Annotated in this window: 14 protein-coding genes and 2 pseudogenes; 8 read left to right on the plus strand and 8 right to left on the minus strand. The window is 67.6% G+C overall.

Annotated elements, in window-relative coordinates; genetic code table 11:
• Positions 1-22: 22 nt before the first annotated feature.
• Together ctaD and Q4V64_RS50440 are read left to right on the plus strand one after the other, a co-directional pair.
• Positions 23-1,684: a cytochrome c oxidase subunit I gene (gene ctaD, locus Q4V64_RS50435; protein ID WP_124444940.1), complete on the plus strand. Its 1,662-nt coding sequence runs from the start codon at positions 23-25 to the stop codon at positions 1,682-1,684.
• Complete coding sequence (locus Q4V64_RS50440; protein WP_124444941.1) at positions 1,684-2,118, plus strand: cytochrome c oxidase subunit 4; 435 nt, start codon at positions 1,684-1,686, stop codon at positions 2,116-2,118. Before ctaD ends, Q4V64_RS50440 begins: the two co-directional genes overlap by 1 nt.
• On the opposite strand, the pseudogene Q4V64_RS55855 reads toward Q4V64_RS50440, so the two are convergent.
• The 4 genes and pseudogenes from Q4V64_RS55855 to Q4V64_RS50465 all read right to left on the minus strand — a co-directional run bounded on the left by Q4V64_RS55855 (position 2,070) and on the right by Q4V64_RS50465 (position 4,828).
• Positions 2,070-3,561 (minus strand): annotated as a pseudogene (locus tag Q4V64_RS55855) (ubiquinol-cytochrome c reductase cytochrome b subunit). The gene Q4V64_RS50440 and the pseudogene Q4V64_RS55855 sit on opposite strands and share 49 nt — an antisense overlap.
• Positions 3,562-3,600: 39 nt before the next feature.
• Entirely contained in the window at positions 3,601-3,951 is a 351-nt protein-coding gene (locus Q4V64_RS50455; RefSeq protein ID WP_124444942.1) for a hypothetical protein, read from the minus strand.
• Between the two features lie 58 nt (positions 3,952-4,009).
• Entirely contained in the window at positions 4,010-4,375 is a 366-nt protein-coding gene (locus Q4V64_RS50460; RefSeq protein ID WP_124444943.1) for a DUF6479 family protein, read from the minus strand.
• Positions 4,376-4,429: 54 nt separating this feature from the next.
• Positions 4,430-4,828, minus strand: a complete 399-nt coding sequence (locus tag Q4V64_RS50465; RefSeq protein WP_124444944.1) for a ChaB family protein — start codon at positions 4,826-4,828, stop codon at positions 4,430-4,432.
• Positions 4,829-4,963: 135 nt separating this feature from the next.
• Between Q4V64_RS50465 and Q4V64_RS50470 the strand changes: the two genes are divergently transcribed.
• The 6 genes and pseudogenes from Q4V64_RS50470 to Q4V64_RS55860 all read left to right on the plus strand — a co-directional run bounded on the left by Q4V64_RS50470 (position 4,964) and on the right by Q4V64_RS55860 (position 11,465).
• A complete protein-coding gene (locus tag Q4V64_RS50470) occupies positions 4,964-5,338 on the plus strand; it encodes a four-helix bundle copper-binding protein (RefSeq protein ID WP_124444945.1) in 375 nt (124 codons plus the stop codon).
• Between the two features lie 115 nt (positions 5,339-5,453).
• A complete protein-coding gene (locus Q4V64_RS50475) occupies positions 5,454-6,632 on the plus strand; it encodes an acyl-CoA dehydrogenase family protein (RefSeq protein ID WP_124444946.1) in 1,179 nt (392 codons plus the stop codon).
• 1,552 nt (positions 6,633-8,184) lie between these two features.
• Positions 8,185-8,448 (plus strand): helix-turn-helix transcriptional regulator, encoded by a 264-nt coding sequence (locus Q4V64_RS50480; RefSeq protein ID WP_124444947.1) that lies wholly within the window; start codon positions 8,185-8,187, stop codon positions 8,446-8,448.
• A gap of 160 nt (positions 8,449-8,608) precedes the next feature.
• Entirely contained in the window at positions 8,609-9,520 is a 912-nt protein-coding gene (locus Q4V64_RS50485) for a DUF6083 domain-containing protein (RefSeq protein ID WP_253267452.1), read from the plus strand.
• A gap of 44 nt (positions 9,521-9,564) precedes the next feature.
• Positions 9,565-9,981: a hypothetical protein gene (locus Q4V64_RS50490; protein WP_253267441.1), complete on the plus strand. Its 417-nt coding sequence runs from the start codon at positions 9,565-9,567 to the stop codon at positions 9,979-9,981.
• 24 nt (positions 9,982-10,005) lie between these two features.
• Positions 10,006-11,465 (plus strand): annotated as a pseudogene (locus tag Q4V64_RS55860) (UvrD-helicase domain-containing protein).
• A 185-nt stretch (positions 11,466-11,650) separates the two neighbouring features.
• Here the strand turns inward: Q4V64_RS55860 and Q4V64_RS50505 are convergent.
• From Q4V64_RS50505 to Q4V64_RS50520, 4 genes are read right to left on the minus strand one after another with little or no spacing between them, the layout of a single operon-like run.
• Positions 11,651-12,100: a hypothetical protein gene (locus Q4V64_RS50505; protein ID WP_124444949.1), complete on the minus strand. Its 450-nt coding sequence runs from the start codon at positions 12,098-12,100 to the stop codon at positions 11,651-11,653.
• Between the two features lie 9 nt (positions 12,101-12,109).
• Positions 12,110-13,201 carry a hypothetical protein gene (locus Q4V64_RS50510; RefSeq protein WP_216377711.1) on the minus strand — a complete coding sequence of 364 codons (1,092 nt, stop codon included), beginning with the start codon at positions 13,199-13,201 and terminating at the stop codon, positions 12,110-12,112.
• Positions 13,198-15,198 carry a hypothetical protein gene (locus Q4V64_RS50515; protein ID WP_124444950.1) on the minus strand — a complete coding sequence of 667 codons (2,001 nt, stop codon included), beginning with the start codon at positions 15,196-15,198 and terminating at the stop codon, positions 13,198-13,200. The genes Q4V64_RS50510 and Q4V64_RS50515 overlap by 4 nt, the downstream gene beginning before the upstream one ends.
• Positions 15,195-15,950, minus strand: coding sequence for a toll/interleukin-1 receptor domain-containing protein (locus Q4V64_RS50520; RefSeq protein ID WP_124444951.1), 756 nt, complete (start codon positions 15,948-15,950; stop codon positions 15,195-15,197). Before Q4V64_RS50520 ends, Q4V64_RS50515 begins: the two co-directional genes overlap by 4 nt.
• Positions 15,951-15,952: the final 2 nt, after the last annotated feature.

A 15,952-nucleotide genomic window follows, 5' to 3' on the forward strand; every position in this document is an offset into this window, starting at 1 on the left:
GCCCCCGGGTACCCGCCCGCGCATGGCGGTGGACAGGAGGACGCACCGGCCGCGTCAGGCGCCGCCGCGGCCGCGTTCGGGCAGGAGACTGGGGCGGGCCCTGCTGCGCTGGGCGACGACCACCGACCACAAGGTCATCGGCAACCTCTACATGGCGACCGCCTTCTCCTTCTTCCTGTTCGGAGGCATCCTCGCCCTGCTGATGCGCGCCGAACTCGCCCGGCCGGGGCTGCAGTTGTTCAGTCCCCACCAGTACAACCAACTCTTCACCGTCCACGGCACGGTCATGATGCTGCTGTTCGCCACCCCGCTGTTCGCGGGCTTCGCCAACGCGGTCATGCCGTTGCAGATCGGCGCCCCGGACGTCGCGTTCCCGAGACTCAACGCGCTGTCGTACTGGCTGTATCTGTTCGGCGGCCTGATGGTGGTGTCCGGCTTCCTCGTGCCGGGCGGAGCGGCCGGCTTCGGCTGGTTCGCCTACGCCCCGCTCAACAGCGCGGTCCGGAGCCCCGGCGCGGGCGGTGACCTGTGGGTGATGGGCCTGGTGGTGACCGGCGTCAGCACCACGCTCGGCGCGGTCAACTTCATCACCACCATCCTGTGCCTGCGCGCCCCCGGCATGACCATGTTCCGCATGCCGATCTTCACCTGGAACGTGCTGTTCACCTCGATCCTCGTGCTGCCCGCGTTCCCCGTGCTGACCGCCGCCCTGCTCGCCCTGGAAGCGGACCGGAAGTTCGGCGCGCACATCTACGACGCGGCGAGCGGGGGCCCGCTGCTGTGGCAGCACCTGTTCTGGTTCTTCGGGCACCCCGAGGTCTACATCGTCGCTCTGCCGTTCTTCGGCATCGTCTCCGAGATCATCCCGGTATTCAGCCGCAAACCGATCTTCGGGTACGTCAGTCTCGTCGGCGCCACCATCGCCATCACCATGTTGTCCGCGGTGGTGTGGGCCCACCACCAGTTCGCCACCGGTGCCGTCCTGCTGCCGTTCTTCTCGCTGATGTCCTTCCTCATCGCGGTGCCGACCGGGGTGAAGTTCTTCAACTGGATCGGCACCATGGTGAAAGGATCGCTGTCCTTCGAGACACCCATGCTGTGGGCCTGCGGCTTCCTGGTCACGTTCCTGCTCGGCGGCATGAGCGGCGTCCTGATCGCCTCGCCGCCGCTCGACTTCCACTTCACCGACTCGTACTTCATCGTCGCCCACCTGCACTATGTGCTGTTCGGCACGGTCGTGTTCGCGATGTTCGCCGGCTTCTACTTCTGGTGGCCGAAGTTCACCGGCAAGACGCTCGACGAACGCCTCGGGAAGATCCACTTCTGGACGCTCTTCACCGGCTTCCAGACCACCTTCCTCGTCCAGCACTGGCTCGGCGAGGAGGGCATGCCCCGCCGCTACGCCGACTACCTGGCCGCGGACGGCTTCACGCTCCTCAACACCATCAGCAGCATCGGCGCGTTCCTGCTCGGCCTGTCCACGCTGCCGTTCCTCTACAACGTGTGGCACACCACCCACTACGGCCGGCGGGTGAACGCGGACGACCCCTGGGGCTACGGCCGCTCCCTGGAGTGGGCCACCTCCTGTCCGCCCCCGCGCCACAACTTCACGGCGCTGCCCCGGATCCGCTCCGAGTCACCGGCGTTCGACCTGCACCACCCGGACGTACCGAAGGAGACGTGATGCGCACCGAGGCGCGCCTGTTCACCGGTGTGGCGGCCTTCTTCGCCGTCACCGCCCTCGGCTACGGCTGGCGCTCGCGGGAGCCCGCCGGCACGGCGGTCCTGACCCTGGCCTTCCTGATGGCCGCGCTCGTCGCCTTCTTCCTGCACGTCCAGTACCGCAGGCGCGGCAAGAGGGCCCAGGACCGCAAGGACGCCGAAGTAGTCGACACGGCGGGCCCGTTGGACTTCTTCTCGCCGCACAGCCCCTGGCCGATCACCACCGCGCTGGGCTCCGTCCTCCTCGCCCTCGGCGTGGTCTACGGCCTGTGGCTCGCCCTCCTCGGTCTGGGCGTGCTCGGCCACGGTGTGTTCGGCATGGTCTTCCAATACGCGGGACGCGACGGTCAGGGCTCCAACTCGCCTTCGGGTGAGGGCGGTTCCTCCGCCTCGTAGCCGTAGGACAGGAGCACGTGCCGCCGGTCCTCGTCGAGCGGCTCGTGGCGCTCGACGTATCCGCCGGCGATCGTCTGCCGCACCTCGCCGGTCTCCTCGCCCTCGGTCAGCCGTTCGTGGTCGGCATCCTGGAGCGCGTGGCACACGCCCCTGGCCACCAGGAACGCGAGCGGCGGCAACACCACCAGGGCGATCCGGAACACCCACGTCAGCGTGTTCAGCGAGACCTTGAAGGTGTGCGCGAGGATGTCGTTGCCGCCCGCCGCGAGCAGCACGCCGTAGAAGCAGACGGCGGCGACGCCGAGTCCCGTGCGCACGGGCTTGTCGCGCGGGCGGTCGCACAGGTGGTGTTCCTCGTCGTCCCCGGTGAACCGCCGCTCCAGGAACGGGTAGGCGTACAGCACCGCGAAGAGCGCGAGCGGGAGCAGCACGGCGGGCAGCAGCACGTTCCACATCACCGTGTGCCCGGCGACGGCCGTCTCCCACGGCGGGACCAGTCTGAGCGAGCCCTCCAGGAAGCCGACGTACCAGTCCGGTTGGGAACCCGTCGACACGACGTCCGCGCGGTAGGGACCGTATGCCCAGATCGGGTTGATCTGCGCCACCCCCGCGAGCAGCGTCAGCACGCCGAGGACGATGAAGAACAGGCCGCTGGAACTCGCCACGAACTGGGGGAACATGGGCTTTGCCCACGGCGTTGCGGTTGGTGCGGCCGCGGCCCGCCCAGTGCGTGTGCTTCAGGTAGAAGACCAGAATCAGATGGACGGTCACGAGGGCGAGGAGCAGGCCGGGGATCAGCAGGATGTGCAGGGAGTACAGCCGGGGGACCATGTCGTGCCCGGGGAACTCGGCGCCGAACGCGAACATGCTGAGGTAGGTGCCCACCACCGGGATCGACAGCATGATGCCCTGCGCGATCCGCAGGCCCGTGCCCGACAGCAGGTCGTCCGGCAGGGAATAGCCGGCGAAACCCTCGGCGAGCGCCAGCAGGAACAGCGTCACGCCGATCAACCAGTTGACCTCACGGGGGCGGCGGAACGCGCCCGTGAAGAAGACCCGCAGCAGGTGCACGCCGATCGCCGCGAGGAACACCAGCGCGGCCCAGTGGTGGAGCTGGCGGATCAGCAGGCCGCCGCGGATGTCGAAGCTGATGTGCAGCGTCGAGCGGTACGCCTCCGACATACGCACGCCGTCCAGCCGCCGGTAGGAGCCGTCGTAGACGACCTCCGTCATGGACGGGTGGAAGAACAGCGTCAGCCACACGCCCGTCAGCAGCAGGACGACGAAGCTGTAGAGGGCGATCTCGCCCAGCAGGAACGACCAGTGGTCGGGAAAGGCCTTCCGCAGCAACCCGCCGCCCTCACTGACCGGGAGCCGTCCGTCGGCCCAGTCGGCGGTGCGTCGGCCCCCGTCACGGGCGCGGGCCCCTCTCCTTCTCCACAGCACCGCGCACGGGTGCCCTCGCACCCGTGCCGGAAACCGTCACGTGCGATCACCCTTCGGCTTGCCCCGCTGGTCGGGGGTGCCGTGCGGGGGCGGGCTGGAGGGCTGCGGCGAGGTCGCGGGGGACACCGGGGAGCCGGTGTGGCCCTCGACCTGTTCGGGGCGTAGGGCACCGGGGTCGCCGGACGTGGGCTCGGCGCCCGCCTCCAGCTGCTCCAGGCGTGCCGCCAGCAGTTCGGTCACCGGGAGACGGTCGGCGTGCGTCCGCTCGTACGCCAGCAGCTCCTCGACCTCCTCCGCGTTCAGCGACCGCACGCGGCTCTCCAGGCCGCCGATCGGCAGGTGGTCGTAGTCGGGCAGCGGCAGGGTGTTGCGACCGGGGTCGGCCATGGATCTCACTTCCTCTGTGCGCTCTTCGCTCTGCGCGACGGCCCCGTTGCGAGGTGTTTCAGCGGGCGCCCGGTCCGCCGCTCCCGAACGAACCGCTGCTGCCCTCGTTCCAGCGGGGCCGTTCCTTCGACGGACTGCTCCGGCTCGGGACGTTGCCGTGGCCGGGCAGCTGGTGCGGGGTCAGACGGTGATCGCTGCGCGGCACCTCGTGGGGTTCCCGCATCTCCCGCTCCTCGCGGACCGGACCACCCTCCGGCGGCTGCGGCTGCTCCTCGGGGGCCGGCGGAGGCAGCTCCCGGCGCTTGACCCGGACGCCCAGCCAGAAGGCGCCGATCAGCACCGCCACGACCACCACACCCGCCACGATCAGGCCGACGCCGAGCGCGCCCCGGCCTGCGGCGATGTCCATCCATGCGGTATTCATGGCGCGCGAGTACCCCTGGTCGTGCCGGTGAACCGACTCACCCCTGGGCCCTGTCTAGCGCGACGCCCGCGTCTTCGACCGGTTGGCCTTGCGGATCGAGTCGAGCAGCTCCGACTTGCTCATCCGTGACCGTCCGTCGATGTCCAGGCGCTTCGCGATGTCGTACAGATGCTCCTTCGAGGCGCTCTCGTCGACGCCCTCGCCACTGCGCCCGCCGCGGCCACGGGGACGGGCCGACTGCGGGTCCGAGGGGCCCTTGCGGCCGCCCTCCTTGCGCTCCCAGTGGTCGCCGACCTTCTCGTACTTGTGCTTCAGCGCGCCGAAGGCCACGCGGTGGGCGCGCTCGCCCTCGCCGTACTGCTCCACCGCCGAGTCGTGCGCCTTGATCCAAGTGCGCTGGGCGTCCTTGGCTGAGCGCTCCAGGGTCGACGGCATTTCCTGTCGTCCGGGCATGGGTCCACCTCCGTCCGTCGCGTCCCCCGTGGTGTGCGGACGCTGCCCGGGTGCCCGGGTGCGGGCTGTGGAAAACCGGCGCAAAGCCTTGGGAGCACCGGGTTTGGCACGTCCGGCTCCGGCTACCCGAGCGGTGTGACATCGACGACATCCCAGCAGCAGCTCTTCCGGTTCCTGGAGGACCGGTTCGCGTGCGCACAGGCATGCACCGAGTGTGCACGGGCGTGTGCCCTGCGTGCCAGCCTGGTGGATCCGGACGGGACCGAGGAGCAGGAACTCGTACGGCGCAAGGGGATCATGTGCGCGGAGGTCTGCGACGCGACCTGCCGCGTGCTGTCCGAGCAGAACCACCTCGACGAGGCGTCCATCCGTGTGCAACTGGAGTGGTGCCGGTCGGTGTGCCTGGAGTGCGCCCATGTCTTCGACCGGCAACCGGACGCCGAGGAGAGCGCCAAGGCGTGCCGGGAGTGCGCCCAGGCCTGCACGGACTTCATGGCGACGCTCGCCTGAGCCCCGTCGGTGCCCGGGCGGGGTTCTCTGGGCTTTCGCACGCCCATTCCCAATTTCTGAAACACGTTCTACGGTGTGCGCCGTCAGGACCGGCCTTGGGGAGCCTGGAGGCGCCGTGCATCTCGACCACACGCCCGAGCAGCAGCGGCTGCGCACCGAACTGCGCGCCTACTTCGCCGACCTGGTCCCGGACAACGCCCACGCACGCTTCGCCGACCGGGCCGCGCAGAAGCGCTTCTACCGCGACACCATCCGCAGGCTCGGCACGGACGGCTGGCTCGGCGTCGGCTGGCCGAAGGAGTACGGCGGCCGGGGCCTGACGGCGATGGAACAGTTCATCTTCTTCGACGAGGCCGCCCAGGCAGGCGTCCCCCTGCCGCTGATGGCCCTGAACACCGTCGGCCCGACGATCATGCGGTACGGCACGGACGAGCAGAAGGCGTACTTCCTGCCGAGGATCCTCTCCGGCGAGATCGACTTCGCCATCGGCTACAGCGAACCCGACGCCGGCACCGACCTGGCCTCCCTGAAGACACGCGCGGTGCGGCACGGCGACGAGTACATCGTCAACGGCCAGAAGATCTGGACCACCAACGGCGACACGGCCGACTGGGTCTGGCTGGCCGTCCGCACGAACCCGGACGCCCCTTCGCACAAGGGCATCACCATGCTGCTGATGCCGACCACCGACCCGGGCTACTCCTGCACCCTCATCAACACCCTCGCCTCCCACGACACCACGGCCAGCTACTACGAGAACGTCCGCGTCCCGGTCTCCCGGCGGGTCGGCGAGGAGAACCAGGGCTGGCGGCTGATCACCAACCAGCTCAACCACGAACGCGTCACCCTCGCCGCCCACGGCACCATGGCGATCCGCGCCCTGCACGACGTCCAGCGCTGGGCCATGGAGACCAAACTCGCCGACGGGCGCCGCGTCGTCGACCTGCCCTGGGTACGCCGCCTGCTCGCCCGGACCCACACCCGCCTGGACGCGCTGAAGCTCCTCAACTGGCGGATGGTGGGCGCCGTCCAGGATGGCACCCTCACCCCGCAGGACGCCTCCGCGGTGAAGGTCTACGGCTCCGAGGCCCGGCGCGAGGCGTACGCGTCACTCATGGAGATCGTCGGGGCCGCGGGCGCCCTGAAGGAGGGCTCGGCGGGCGCGGTGCTCCACGGCGAGTTGGAACGCGGCTACCGCTCAGCGGTGATCTTCACCTTCGGCGGCGGCAACAACGAGATCCAGCGGGAGATCATCTCGTGGATCGGGTTGGGGATGCCGCGGGTGCGGCGCTGACGTGTGTGACGAGGATTTTCAGTTGGCACAAAAGAGGGATAGTTGGCACTGGACTCACGTCCGTGTAGATGGGCGACGTGTCTTCTTCATGCCTACTTGAGGGTGCCGACCTGCTGCTTTACAGGTTCTGTTGCGGTGCTGGCGTGGTGCATGAGCGTCTCTTCTTCGACGAGGCCTCTTGCGGAGACGACCAGCGGCAGGTTTTGGTCGCAGGCTACGCCGGGGCGCGTCGCGTAGAGACTCAGGCGGCTGCGCAGGCGGAAGTTCGCGGCGACCGGATCGACGGCTTGGGTAAAGGCTGGCTACTGAACCGTTCTGGATTTGATCGAGACTCTGAACTTCCCCGGCTTTCGTAGCGGCCGGTGCTGTGGGTTTCAGGCTGCGTTCTCGCAGGTGCCGTACCGCGCGCTTGCTTCCTGAGTCTTCATTGGACAACGGGCCCGTCTTGTGAGACGGAGGAAGAGGGTGGGCAGGGCGGCAGTCGTCAGCCCGCATTCCCTGACCAGATGATCCGGTTCGGCCAACCCTTGGTCACCTCCTGGGTCAGTGCGAGCCGCGAGGCACAGGGTGGCGAGGCGGGGCAGAGGAGTCGAGTCCATGCGGAAGCAGGACGCAGTGCGTAGGGCCCAGTCGGCGGCACGGAGTCGATCGGGGCGAGCTGGATACTGTCCCAGAAGGCCGGAATCGAGCAGCTGGACTCTTGTGACGTCTTTGCCCAACTCAGATCCGACTGGGAGCTTGCGTAGCCATCGTGACTCCTCGAGCTCCTGCCATGGGTTCTCGGCTGTCCCCAAGCGGAGGCTGCGCAGTATTCCCATGGGCAACAGCACCTGAGCCGAGTTGCCCATGCGCAGCGCGCACTGAAGGGCGATCAACCGGGCAGTGGCTCCGGTCTCAGCCGGGAGTGCTGCCGCAAGGTAGCTCAGCATCTCGCGCACGCGGGTTCGGCTGTCGGGCCTCTTGGGGCGGCGCCGTCTGCGGCTGGAACTCGGGTGTCCGCACGGCAACGTCCCGGCGGCCAGGATCGTCTCGGGAACCACGGCAGCCTCAGACGTAGCCGCAGCGCACGCTGTACATGCGTCGGTGAGCCGCCAGATGCGTCCGCCGCGCTCGCGTGCGAGCAACAGCCGGACGGGACCATGGCAGCCCCGATGGCGGGGATGCCAGCTGCAGCCGCGTTCATGACACTGGCACGTCCGAAGATGCGGTGGCACCGGGTCGCAACGGGCGTGCGATGCCAAGTGGGACAGGAGCTCCGCTCGAGCAGAGGAGCTGTCGGATAGTCGCCCATGGTGGGTGCACTGCTGGCACACGAGAACTGGCCCGCCCGGAAGCGCGCGCAGTTCCACGGTCCAGGTGCGCCGGACTCCGGCGTGTGCGTAGCGGAGCCTCATGGCGCACGTCTCTCCTGTCCTTTTGCGCCGGTCCCCGTCGGACTGGGGTCGGCGGCACACGGTAGTGCAGAGCTCTGCCCTGCGCCGCGCCGTGACGAGCGGAAATAGGGCAGAAGTCTGCACTGACAGGGCAGGGGTCTGCACCGTCGTATGGTCGGGTGACGATCTTCCCGCCCGATCCGGACTTCGACGCTCTGCGTCTGGAGTTGGCTCGGCTGCGTGCGACGCGGGGATGGACGTACGACGAACTGGCAGCCCGGAGCGGCCTGGCCAGAAGGACTCTCATCGAGATCGAGCAAGGTCGCACCATCGGCACCCTCAAGACATGGCACGCCCTCGCTCACGCGCTCAGTACGCCGCTCGACGAACTCTTCGGAGCCCTCTGTCGCGGGCACGAACCCCCTCGGCGGACGAGCGACTGACAGGCGGTCGGGGCCCGCGCAGCAACCACCCGATCCGGCGAGCCCAATGGGAATACTTGATCGGGTAGTCGAATGTGTGTTGCCTTGGATGGGGTCGTTCGGTGGACTCCACCGGCCTGGAGGTCGCCCGCAAAGCGTGTTGCCTGGCACCTTCGCGCGCATGCGCCCCTCATCTACACGCCGACACTGGGACGGCAGCCCTGTTCAGGCTCACCAGCGACGGCCATTGCGTGTCGAGCCCGACAGCCCCACCAGACTTCTGCGCTGCGCTCAGCGCGACCGTTGTCGTGAGTGCGGCAACCCGGTCGAGTGGTACCACCGAGTTCGTGACCGCCCGGTCCGCCTGCATCCGCAGGAACTTCCGGTGGCCGAGGTGCCTGACGACCACCGCTGGCACGTCAGCTCCGGCCTCGCACATTCGGCCGGGGACGGGACCGCATGGTGCCGACTTGCCCACGCCGTCGTCTGCCCCGCTCGCGACGCCCCCTCTGTCATCACCGCCGCGCTGACCGGGCTACGCCGGGTATTGGCGGTGAACACTCGCCGCCTGACGGACGCCGGCGCCTTCATTCCGACCGCGGTCTCGGGCCGTCCGGCGGAGCAGCAGGATGCCTGCCGACCCGCCAGGCCCATCGTCCAGATCCTGTACATCCGCTACCTCGCCGCCCGCCCCGTGGACGAGATCGAGTGTGTCGCCCAGACACGGCATCGTGACCGCTGCACCCACAGGATGCTCGGCCCTAACGGTTCCCCAGGCGTCCGGACTTTGGTTCCGGCGACAGCCACGCGAGGTCAACTGGCCCTCCCTTCGGAGATGATGGCTTTGTACGACCTCTCGTCCCTCCCGTACGCCGAGCAGTTGCGCTGGCGCACGCAGCGCTGCCCTCAGCATGCCGCCGTCCCGACGGCGGCGGATCTCGCGCTGACAGACTGGGAGCCCTTCGACCCGCTCATCCACCACGCCTACGTGAACCCTCGACTCCCCAACCACGGTCGTCGGCCGCGCCCGGACTGCGATGCGCGGAAGGCGGCCGGGCGATCAGGCGGCACCACGCTGTCGAGGTCATCCTGACCAGGTCGGCTACCCGCGGAGAACTTGACCGAGCCTGCCATGCCGTGCCGCTGGCAGCGTATGCCGACCACACCCGGCTGATGACAGTGCGCCGCGCCAAGTCGCCTGGCCGGGCGCTGCGGTCACTTCGAGCCGAGCTCGATCGGCTACTGCCCATCGATGTGCTGACGACCCACTACCCCGACCAGTCGGGCCGGGTCCTGCTCAACCTTTTCCTTCCTCCTGACACGTGGTCGGCGGTCCGCCGGGATGCGGCAGCCCAGGGGCAGAAGCCCGGAGACGTCCTCGGCCGGGCCGTCGTAGCGGCCCTTGAACGGGAACAGCGGGAGCGTGTGCGGCAGCTGTCTGCGCGGCTCGAGAGCCTCCTGGTCCACCACGCTCCCGAAGATGTACTGGCCTGCGCAGCCCGCGCCCTGCTGCACAGCCGTCCCACCGCGTCCAGCTCTCACGCGACCTCTTAGCCCCTCTCCTCTGCGGAGCCTCTGTTGCACACACCCACCGACGAACAGACTCACGCTGTCGACGCCTTCCGTGAGGGGCACCACCTGGTGCTGCAAGCCGGTGCGGGCACCGGCAAGACCAGCACGCTGTGCCTGCTTGCCGCGAGTAGCGGACGCCGTGGCCGCTACCTTGCCTTCAACAAGGACATCGCCAACGACGCCGCAGCCAGCTTCCCGCGTTCCGTGCTGTGCAAGACCGCCCATGCGACGGCCTACGCCGCCCTCGGTCACCGCTTCGCTCGCCGTCTCAGCAGCCCTCGCCAGCCCGCATGGCGGATCGGGCAGGCCCTCGGTATCAGCTCGCCCGTCCGCATCGGTGATCACGAGATCAGCCACAGGACCCTGTCCCACACTGTGCTGCGTACGGTGACCCGCTTCTGTCAATCCGCAGACAGGGCTCTGGCACCCCACCATGTGCCGGCTCTGCGCAGGCTCGTAACACCGGACGAGCGCGCCCAACTCGTCGACTCAGTTATGTCGTTCGTCGCGAAAGCCTGGACAGATCTGCAGAATCCCGATGAAGGTGTGGTCCGCTTCGAGCACGACCATTACCTGAAGATGTGGGCCTTGACCGAACCGAAGATCGAGGCCGACTTTCTCCTCCTCGACGAAGCTCAGGACACCAATCCCGTCCTTGAACAGGTCTTCGCCGCACAACGCGGACACGTTCAACTGGTGATGGTCGGCGACTCCGCCCAGGCCATCTACGGGTGGCGCGGTGCCCGGGACGTCATGACGGGCTTCGACGCCACCCACCTCACCTCGACCCGTTCTTTCCGCTTCGGCCCTCTCCTCGCCGAACAGGCAAACCGGTGGCTCGCCTTCACCGACGCACCCATCCGGCTGACCGGCACCGATACGATTCCAACGAAAGTCGGCCTGGTCACCTGTCCGGACGCCGTTCTGTGCCGTACAACATTGGCGCCATGACGGAGGTCATGAGGCAGCTCGAAGCCGGCCGTCGGGTGGCTCTGACACGAGGTGGACAGAAACTCAACGCGCTGGCGAGGGCCGCCCGGGACCTCAAAGACGGCCGTCGCACCTCCCACCCCGAACTGGTTCTCTGGGGCGAGTTGCAGGACTACGCGGAGCACGATCCCGCCGGCCGCGATCTCCAGCCGTTCGTGGAACTCGTCGACACCCACGGCCCCGAAGCCATCATCGCCGCCGTCGACGCGCTGACCGACGAGACCAAGGCCGAGGTCACGGTCTCCACCGCCCACACGGCCAAAGGCCGGGAATGGACCCAGGTCAGAATCGCCGACGACTTTCCCCCACCACCGGACAGTGACCGGCAGGACGACAGCGGCCGCCCGATCCCGGAACCCGTAAGCGATACGGACGCACGGCTCGCTTACGTCGCCGTCACTCGCGCGCGCCGCCGACTGGACCTCGGCGGGCTCGCATGGATCGAGAAGCAACAACCTGCTGTCGATGGCGCGTGAAGTGCCGCTATGACCGTCCCAGGATTCCCAGCAGCTCCCGCGGCCCTGGCTGAACGCGGGAAGTCGGGGATGGCGCCGCGGAGCACGGGGCAAGTTTCGTCATGGCAAACCATGTGCTGTGAACCGGAGCAATCTCGAACGGTGCCGTCCGACGTCCACTGAGCCCCCCTCCGTCGTCGAGGCCCTCAGCCTGGATCGGTGGCTGACGAGGATTGATGGACGTGGAAGGTAAGCCCGGTGATTCGGCCTGATTGAATGACAGGGCCGTGTTGAACGCCGCCGTTGATCTCGTTGTGCACGGTCTTTCGACCCGCTGGGGTGGTGGTGAGCCGTTGCAGCGACGTGAGCAGGACGCGCAGGTCGTCGCTGGTGATGGACCCGGCTTCGATGAGTTGTTGCAGACGAGCGTGCCACTGGGCTACGACGCCGGAGGCGGCCTGTTCGTCCTCTGGGGCGCCGGTGGCGAGCAGCCGGGTCCTTGCGTTGTCCAAGTCGGTGATCGCGGTGGTGTCCGAGCCGGTACGCGTCAAGAACCGTCCGACGAGTTCACGAGCGTGTGTCCAGGAGTCGGTGACCATGAGGGAAACCAGTGTGGTCGCTCCCGACGCTGCGAGAGCTGCCAGTTCACTGTCCATCGTCGTCTCCTAGGTGAGTGGGGACCCGGATGTCTCATCGGGCGCGACAGGGGCGGAGTGCGGTTCTCCGCCGTTGTTCGGCGTGAAGGTCGCCGGCGGATCGAATCGGCGTAGCAGGTCTTCGGCTGTCTCATGGCGGTTCTGCTGCTTGATGATGCCGGAGAACTGTTTGGCAAGCATCGCCCGCCGAACGTCTCCCTCGGTGAAGCCCATAGCGTCGAATAAGCCCGAGAGATGATCCGCGGCCGTCCCTTCCCGAGGGATGGGATCATGGTCTTCCTCCGCGAATTCCGGAGCAGGAGGCTCGCCGGGCTGTTGCGACAGGAGCTGCTGAAGGCGCTCGGGAATGTCGGTGTCATTGGCTGCGGATGTGAGCTGCGCGAGTAGGGAAAGGTCTGCCACCGTCCTCTCCACGTGCTCGTCATTTCTGGCGAGCCACCAAACCACCGCACTGCCGGTGTCCTTCAATACGTCCTCACCCAGGTACTGGCGCTTGCTCTGCTCGTACTTGCGTTGGTGCTCCCAGACCGCCTGGTCCTTGCGCACTTCGGCAAGTCTGTCCAAACGCTCCTGGTCCTGCTGGGGCAACGTGAGGTTGATGTCGTCCGCCATGGCATGGAGATGCCCGGTCGGTTCCGGACACATACGACTCAGTGCGCCGCTGAGCTCATGCTGAACGAGTGACGCTTGGCCCGGCTCTCGCTTCTCGGTGATAGCGCGCGCCCGGTTGAGGACTGCCTCAACGGCAAGTCCTGACGGATTGAGGACGGGTGTGTCGCCAGATGATTCGATGAGATACCACCGTACGGTCGCCGAAAGGACGAAGTGGTAGTCGTCCCAGAGGCTGGGTAGCGCCACTTGGCTGACGTGGCATTCCGTGCGTTCCACGGGGGAAGCCGTGAGTTGCTCTTCGAAACTCACCGGCACGGAACCGCGGCGGCGCGAAGCGATCCGGAACGCCGCTGCGGCGACGCTGAGGAGAAGTACGATCAGCGTCGGCCATGTCCACATGGGCCACTGCCGCGCCAGGCCGACGATGGCGAGCATGAGGCTGCATAAGACGGTGAGGAAGGCGGTTGTGGTCTTTTGCGCGGTCGTCACCGTTGGGTCTCCTCGTCTGAGGCTGGCGGAGGGATAGTCGGCTCGAGGCCCTGAGCCGCGCTGATCTTGCGTATTAGCCGTTCGGTGATTTCCACGGAGCGTGCGAGGCTTCCCGGGGCAGTGCGTTCGGCGTCGCGGGCGCTCGCGTACAGCGCGGCGAAGACCTCACCTCGCCTTTCCTCGCACTGCTCGGCCGCGCTGACGAGGAGATCGAGTAGGAGCTCGCTGCGGGGTTCGGTGTCGTGGGCCGCCCAGCGGAGCCAGTGTTGTGCGTGCGGCTGCCACGATGCCTGCGGCAGCTCGGCCAGTACTGCGTGCCAGCAGGTGATCAGGCAGCGCTGCACACCGTCCTCCTCCACCAGCGCACGTGTCGTGCCGGAGAAGTCCGTCAGTGGTACTGGATCGCAGGCCCGTAGGAAGATGCGGAGGTCGGGCGGCGAGAGGTCGGATCGCGCGAGGCGATCCAGCAGCCTTCGGCGCAGTCGGCGGCTGCTGGCCGCAAGGTCGCACAACGCCTGCAGGGCACGAGCCGTCCCGCGTTCGCGGCGGGCCAGGTAGTACAGCCTGAGCAGGGCCTGGTCCGGATGGCTGGCCGCGAGGACATCGGCGCAGACCCGGACGAGTACCTGTGCGAACTCTCCTCTGAGACGCCGGTGAGCACACCAGTGATAGATGCGTTCGCGGAAGTCCCTGGCGTGAGCCGGATCCTCAAGAGCGCAGGTGAGTGCAGAGACAGCAGCTTCCAGCCGTGCCCTGCTCGCCGCTCCGGAACTCCACCGTTCGGCGAGAGACGCCAGACCGTCGCCGCGCCCGGTCCGTAGGTACTCGCCGGCCACCCTCGCCACCAGGCCGTCACGGACGGCAGGGAGGACGTGAGGGTCGTTCAGTTCCACGACAACTGCCGCCCAGGTACCGAGGTGCGGGCGCAGGTCAGGCATGTGGTCCCAGAAATGTGCGCGGACAGCGGAGTCGTAGTCCAGCTCGATGAACCGCACCTGTCCGCCCGGCCCGGTGTCGGCTGAGACCTCCGAGAGCCGCTCGGCGAGATCCTTGTGCTGGAGAAGCGGCATCTCTTCCGATGGGAAGTCGACAGTGCGCAGCAGAAGCTGGGCCGCACGGTGGATGACGTCGGCGTGCGCCCCGTGCAGCATGGAGACGACGATCAGCAGCGCCCGCTGAGGAGCCTCGCCCAGCCGGGTGACGAGTGCGGCGACTTCTTTCCTCCGGTCGTTCCGTGCTTTCCTGGCTGCCGCGCACCACTCTGCGAACCCCTCACCGGCGAGTGCGGTCTCCCGGGCGCGGCGGACCAGGTCGGCGAAGTCCGCGATCTCCCGCATCGGCCTTTCTTCACGCAGGAACTCCGTGACGGTTACGTCGGGCTGGACGTACTGCTGGTACGGCACGCCGAGCATGCGGAGGTGCCGCCTGAGAACGTCCAGGCCGGAAGGGCGCCCGATCTTGACACGGTAGTACTGGAGATCGGGGTCGAGGGTGCCACCGTGTGGCATGACTACGACAAGATGCGCGTGCCGTTCGTGGACGGTCTTGCGGAGGGCGGGGAGGTCGGCCCGTGCCGCGGACCACCGGCGGTCGTCGGCGGCGGACAGGTCCAGCAGTAACTGGTCACCGTGTTCGACCAGAGCAGGGTCGTGGAGGGACAGTTCGTCTTCCTCGCCAGGCAGAAGCTCGTGGAAGACGCCGCTGTCGTGTTGGTGTTCACGCAGGAGTACCCGGGCCGCGGACGTACGGCCGCTGCCTGGCGTGCCGTCCAGAATGACGCTGCCGGTGGCAGCGAGCAGGGCGCGGGCCTCGCCCATGCCGGTCGGGGCGACCAGCACACGTCGCAACCGAACGAGTTGGTCTTCAGCGACGCGCCGAAAAGCCGGCCTGTCCGAGTCCTGCAGATGAGCACCGACGTTGACGTGGATGTCGCCGAGGCCGGTGTGCACGAAACCCTGCGGGTTCTCAACGCGCGTACTGCTGCGCTGGTGGTTCACCGGCTGTCGTCCTCGCGACTGTCCGGTTCGCTGAACCGATGCTGGACACTGCCGTGGTTGTCGCCTTCGAAATACGTCATCCCGTTCCCCGAGAAATGCCGGTCACCCGACACATGGCGGGAGTTCTGATAGATGTGGCCGTTGCCCGTGTGGACAGGGCCGCGAGAATCCTTCACGATGGTGCCGCCGACGTCTCCGGTGAAGTCACGGCTCTGTACCGCTGTCCCGCTTACATCACCGACTGAGTTGGTCACGGTGTCCGACGCCGACGACTTCTCGTCGGCTTGGGCCAGGCGATCCAGTCCGGGCACCATCTCGGCCACCAGATCACCGATGCGCCTGACACCGGTCTCGGTGTCATGGGTGTCGAATGGGATGGACTGAAGGTCGGCGAGCCGTTCCAGTTCGGGCGGCAGGTCGGCCTTGCTCAGCCGATCCGTCTTCCGTCCGTCCAGAATTGGAATGACCGGAAGTCCATAGGTGAACGCCTCCTCGATCTCCCTGCGCACCCAGTCCTCCGGGTCGTGCAGCCGGCCCTGGAATTTCGTCCAGTCCGGCCCTACGACGGCCAGCAAGAGGGAACTGCGTCGCAGCGCGGCCAACAGGGTGTCGGGGTAGGTGTCTCCGGGGGCGATGGATTTCGACGCGCGGAAGACGCGGTCCCCGCCGAATCGACGGGACAACTCCTGGTCGAGCAGAGCGGCGGTCTTTTCTCCGTCGCCCGTGCGGTAGTTGATAAAGACTTCGATCATGG

It is taken from the genome of Streptomyces sp. NL15-2K (assembly GCF_030551255.1).
Classification (GTDB): domain Bacteria; phylum Actinomycetota; class Actinomycetes; order Streptomycetales; family Streptomycetaceae; genus Streptomyces.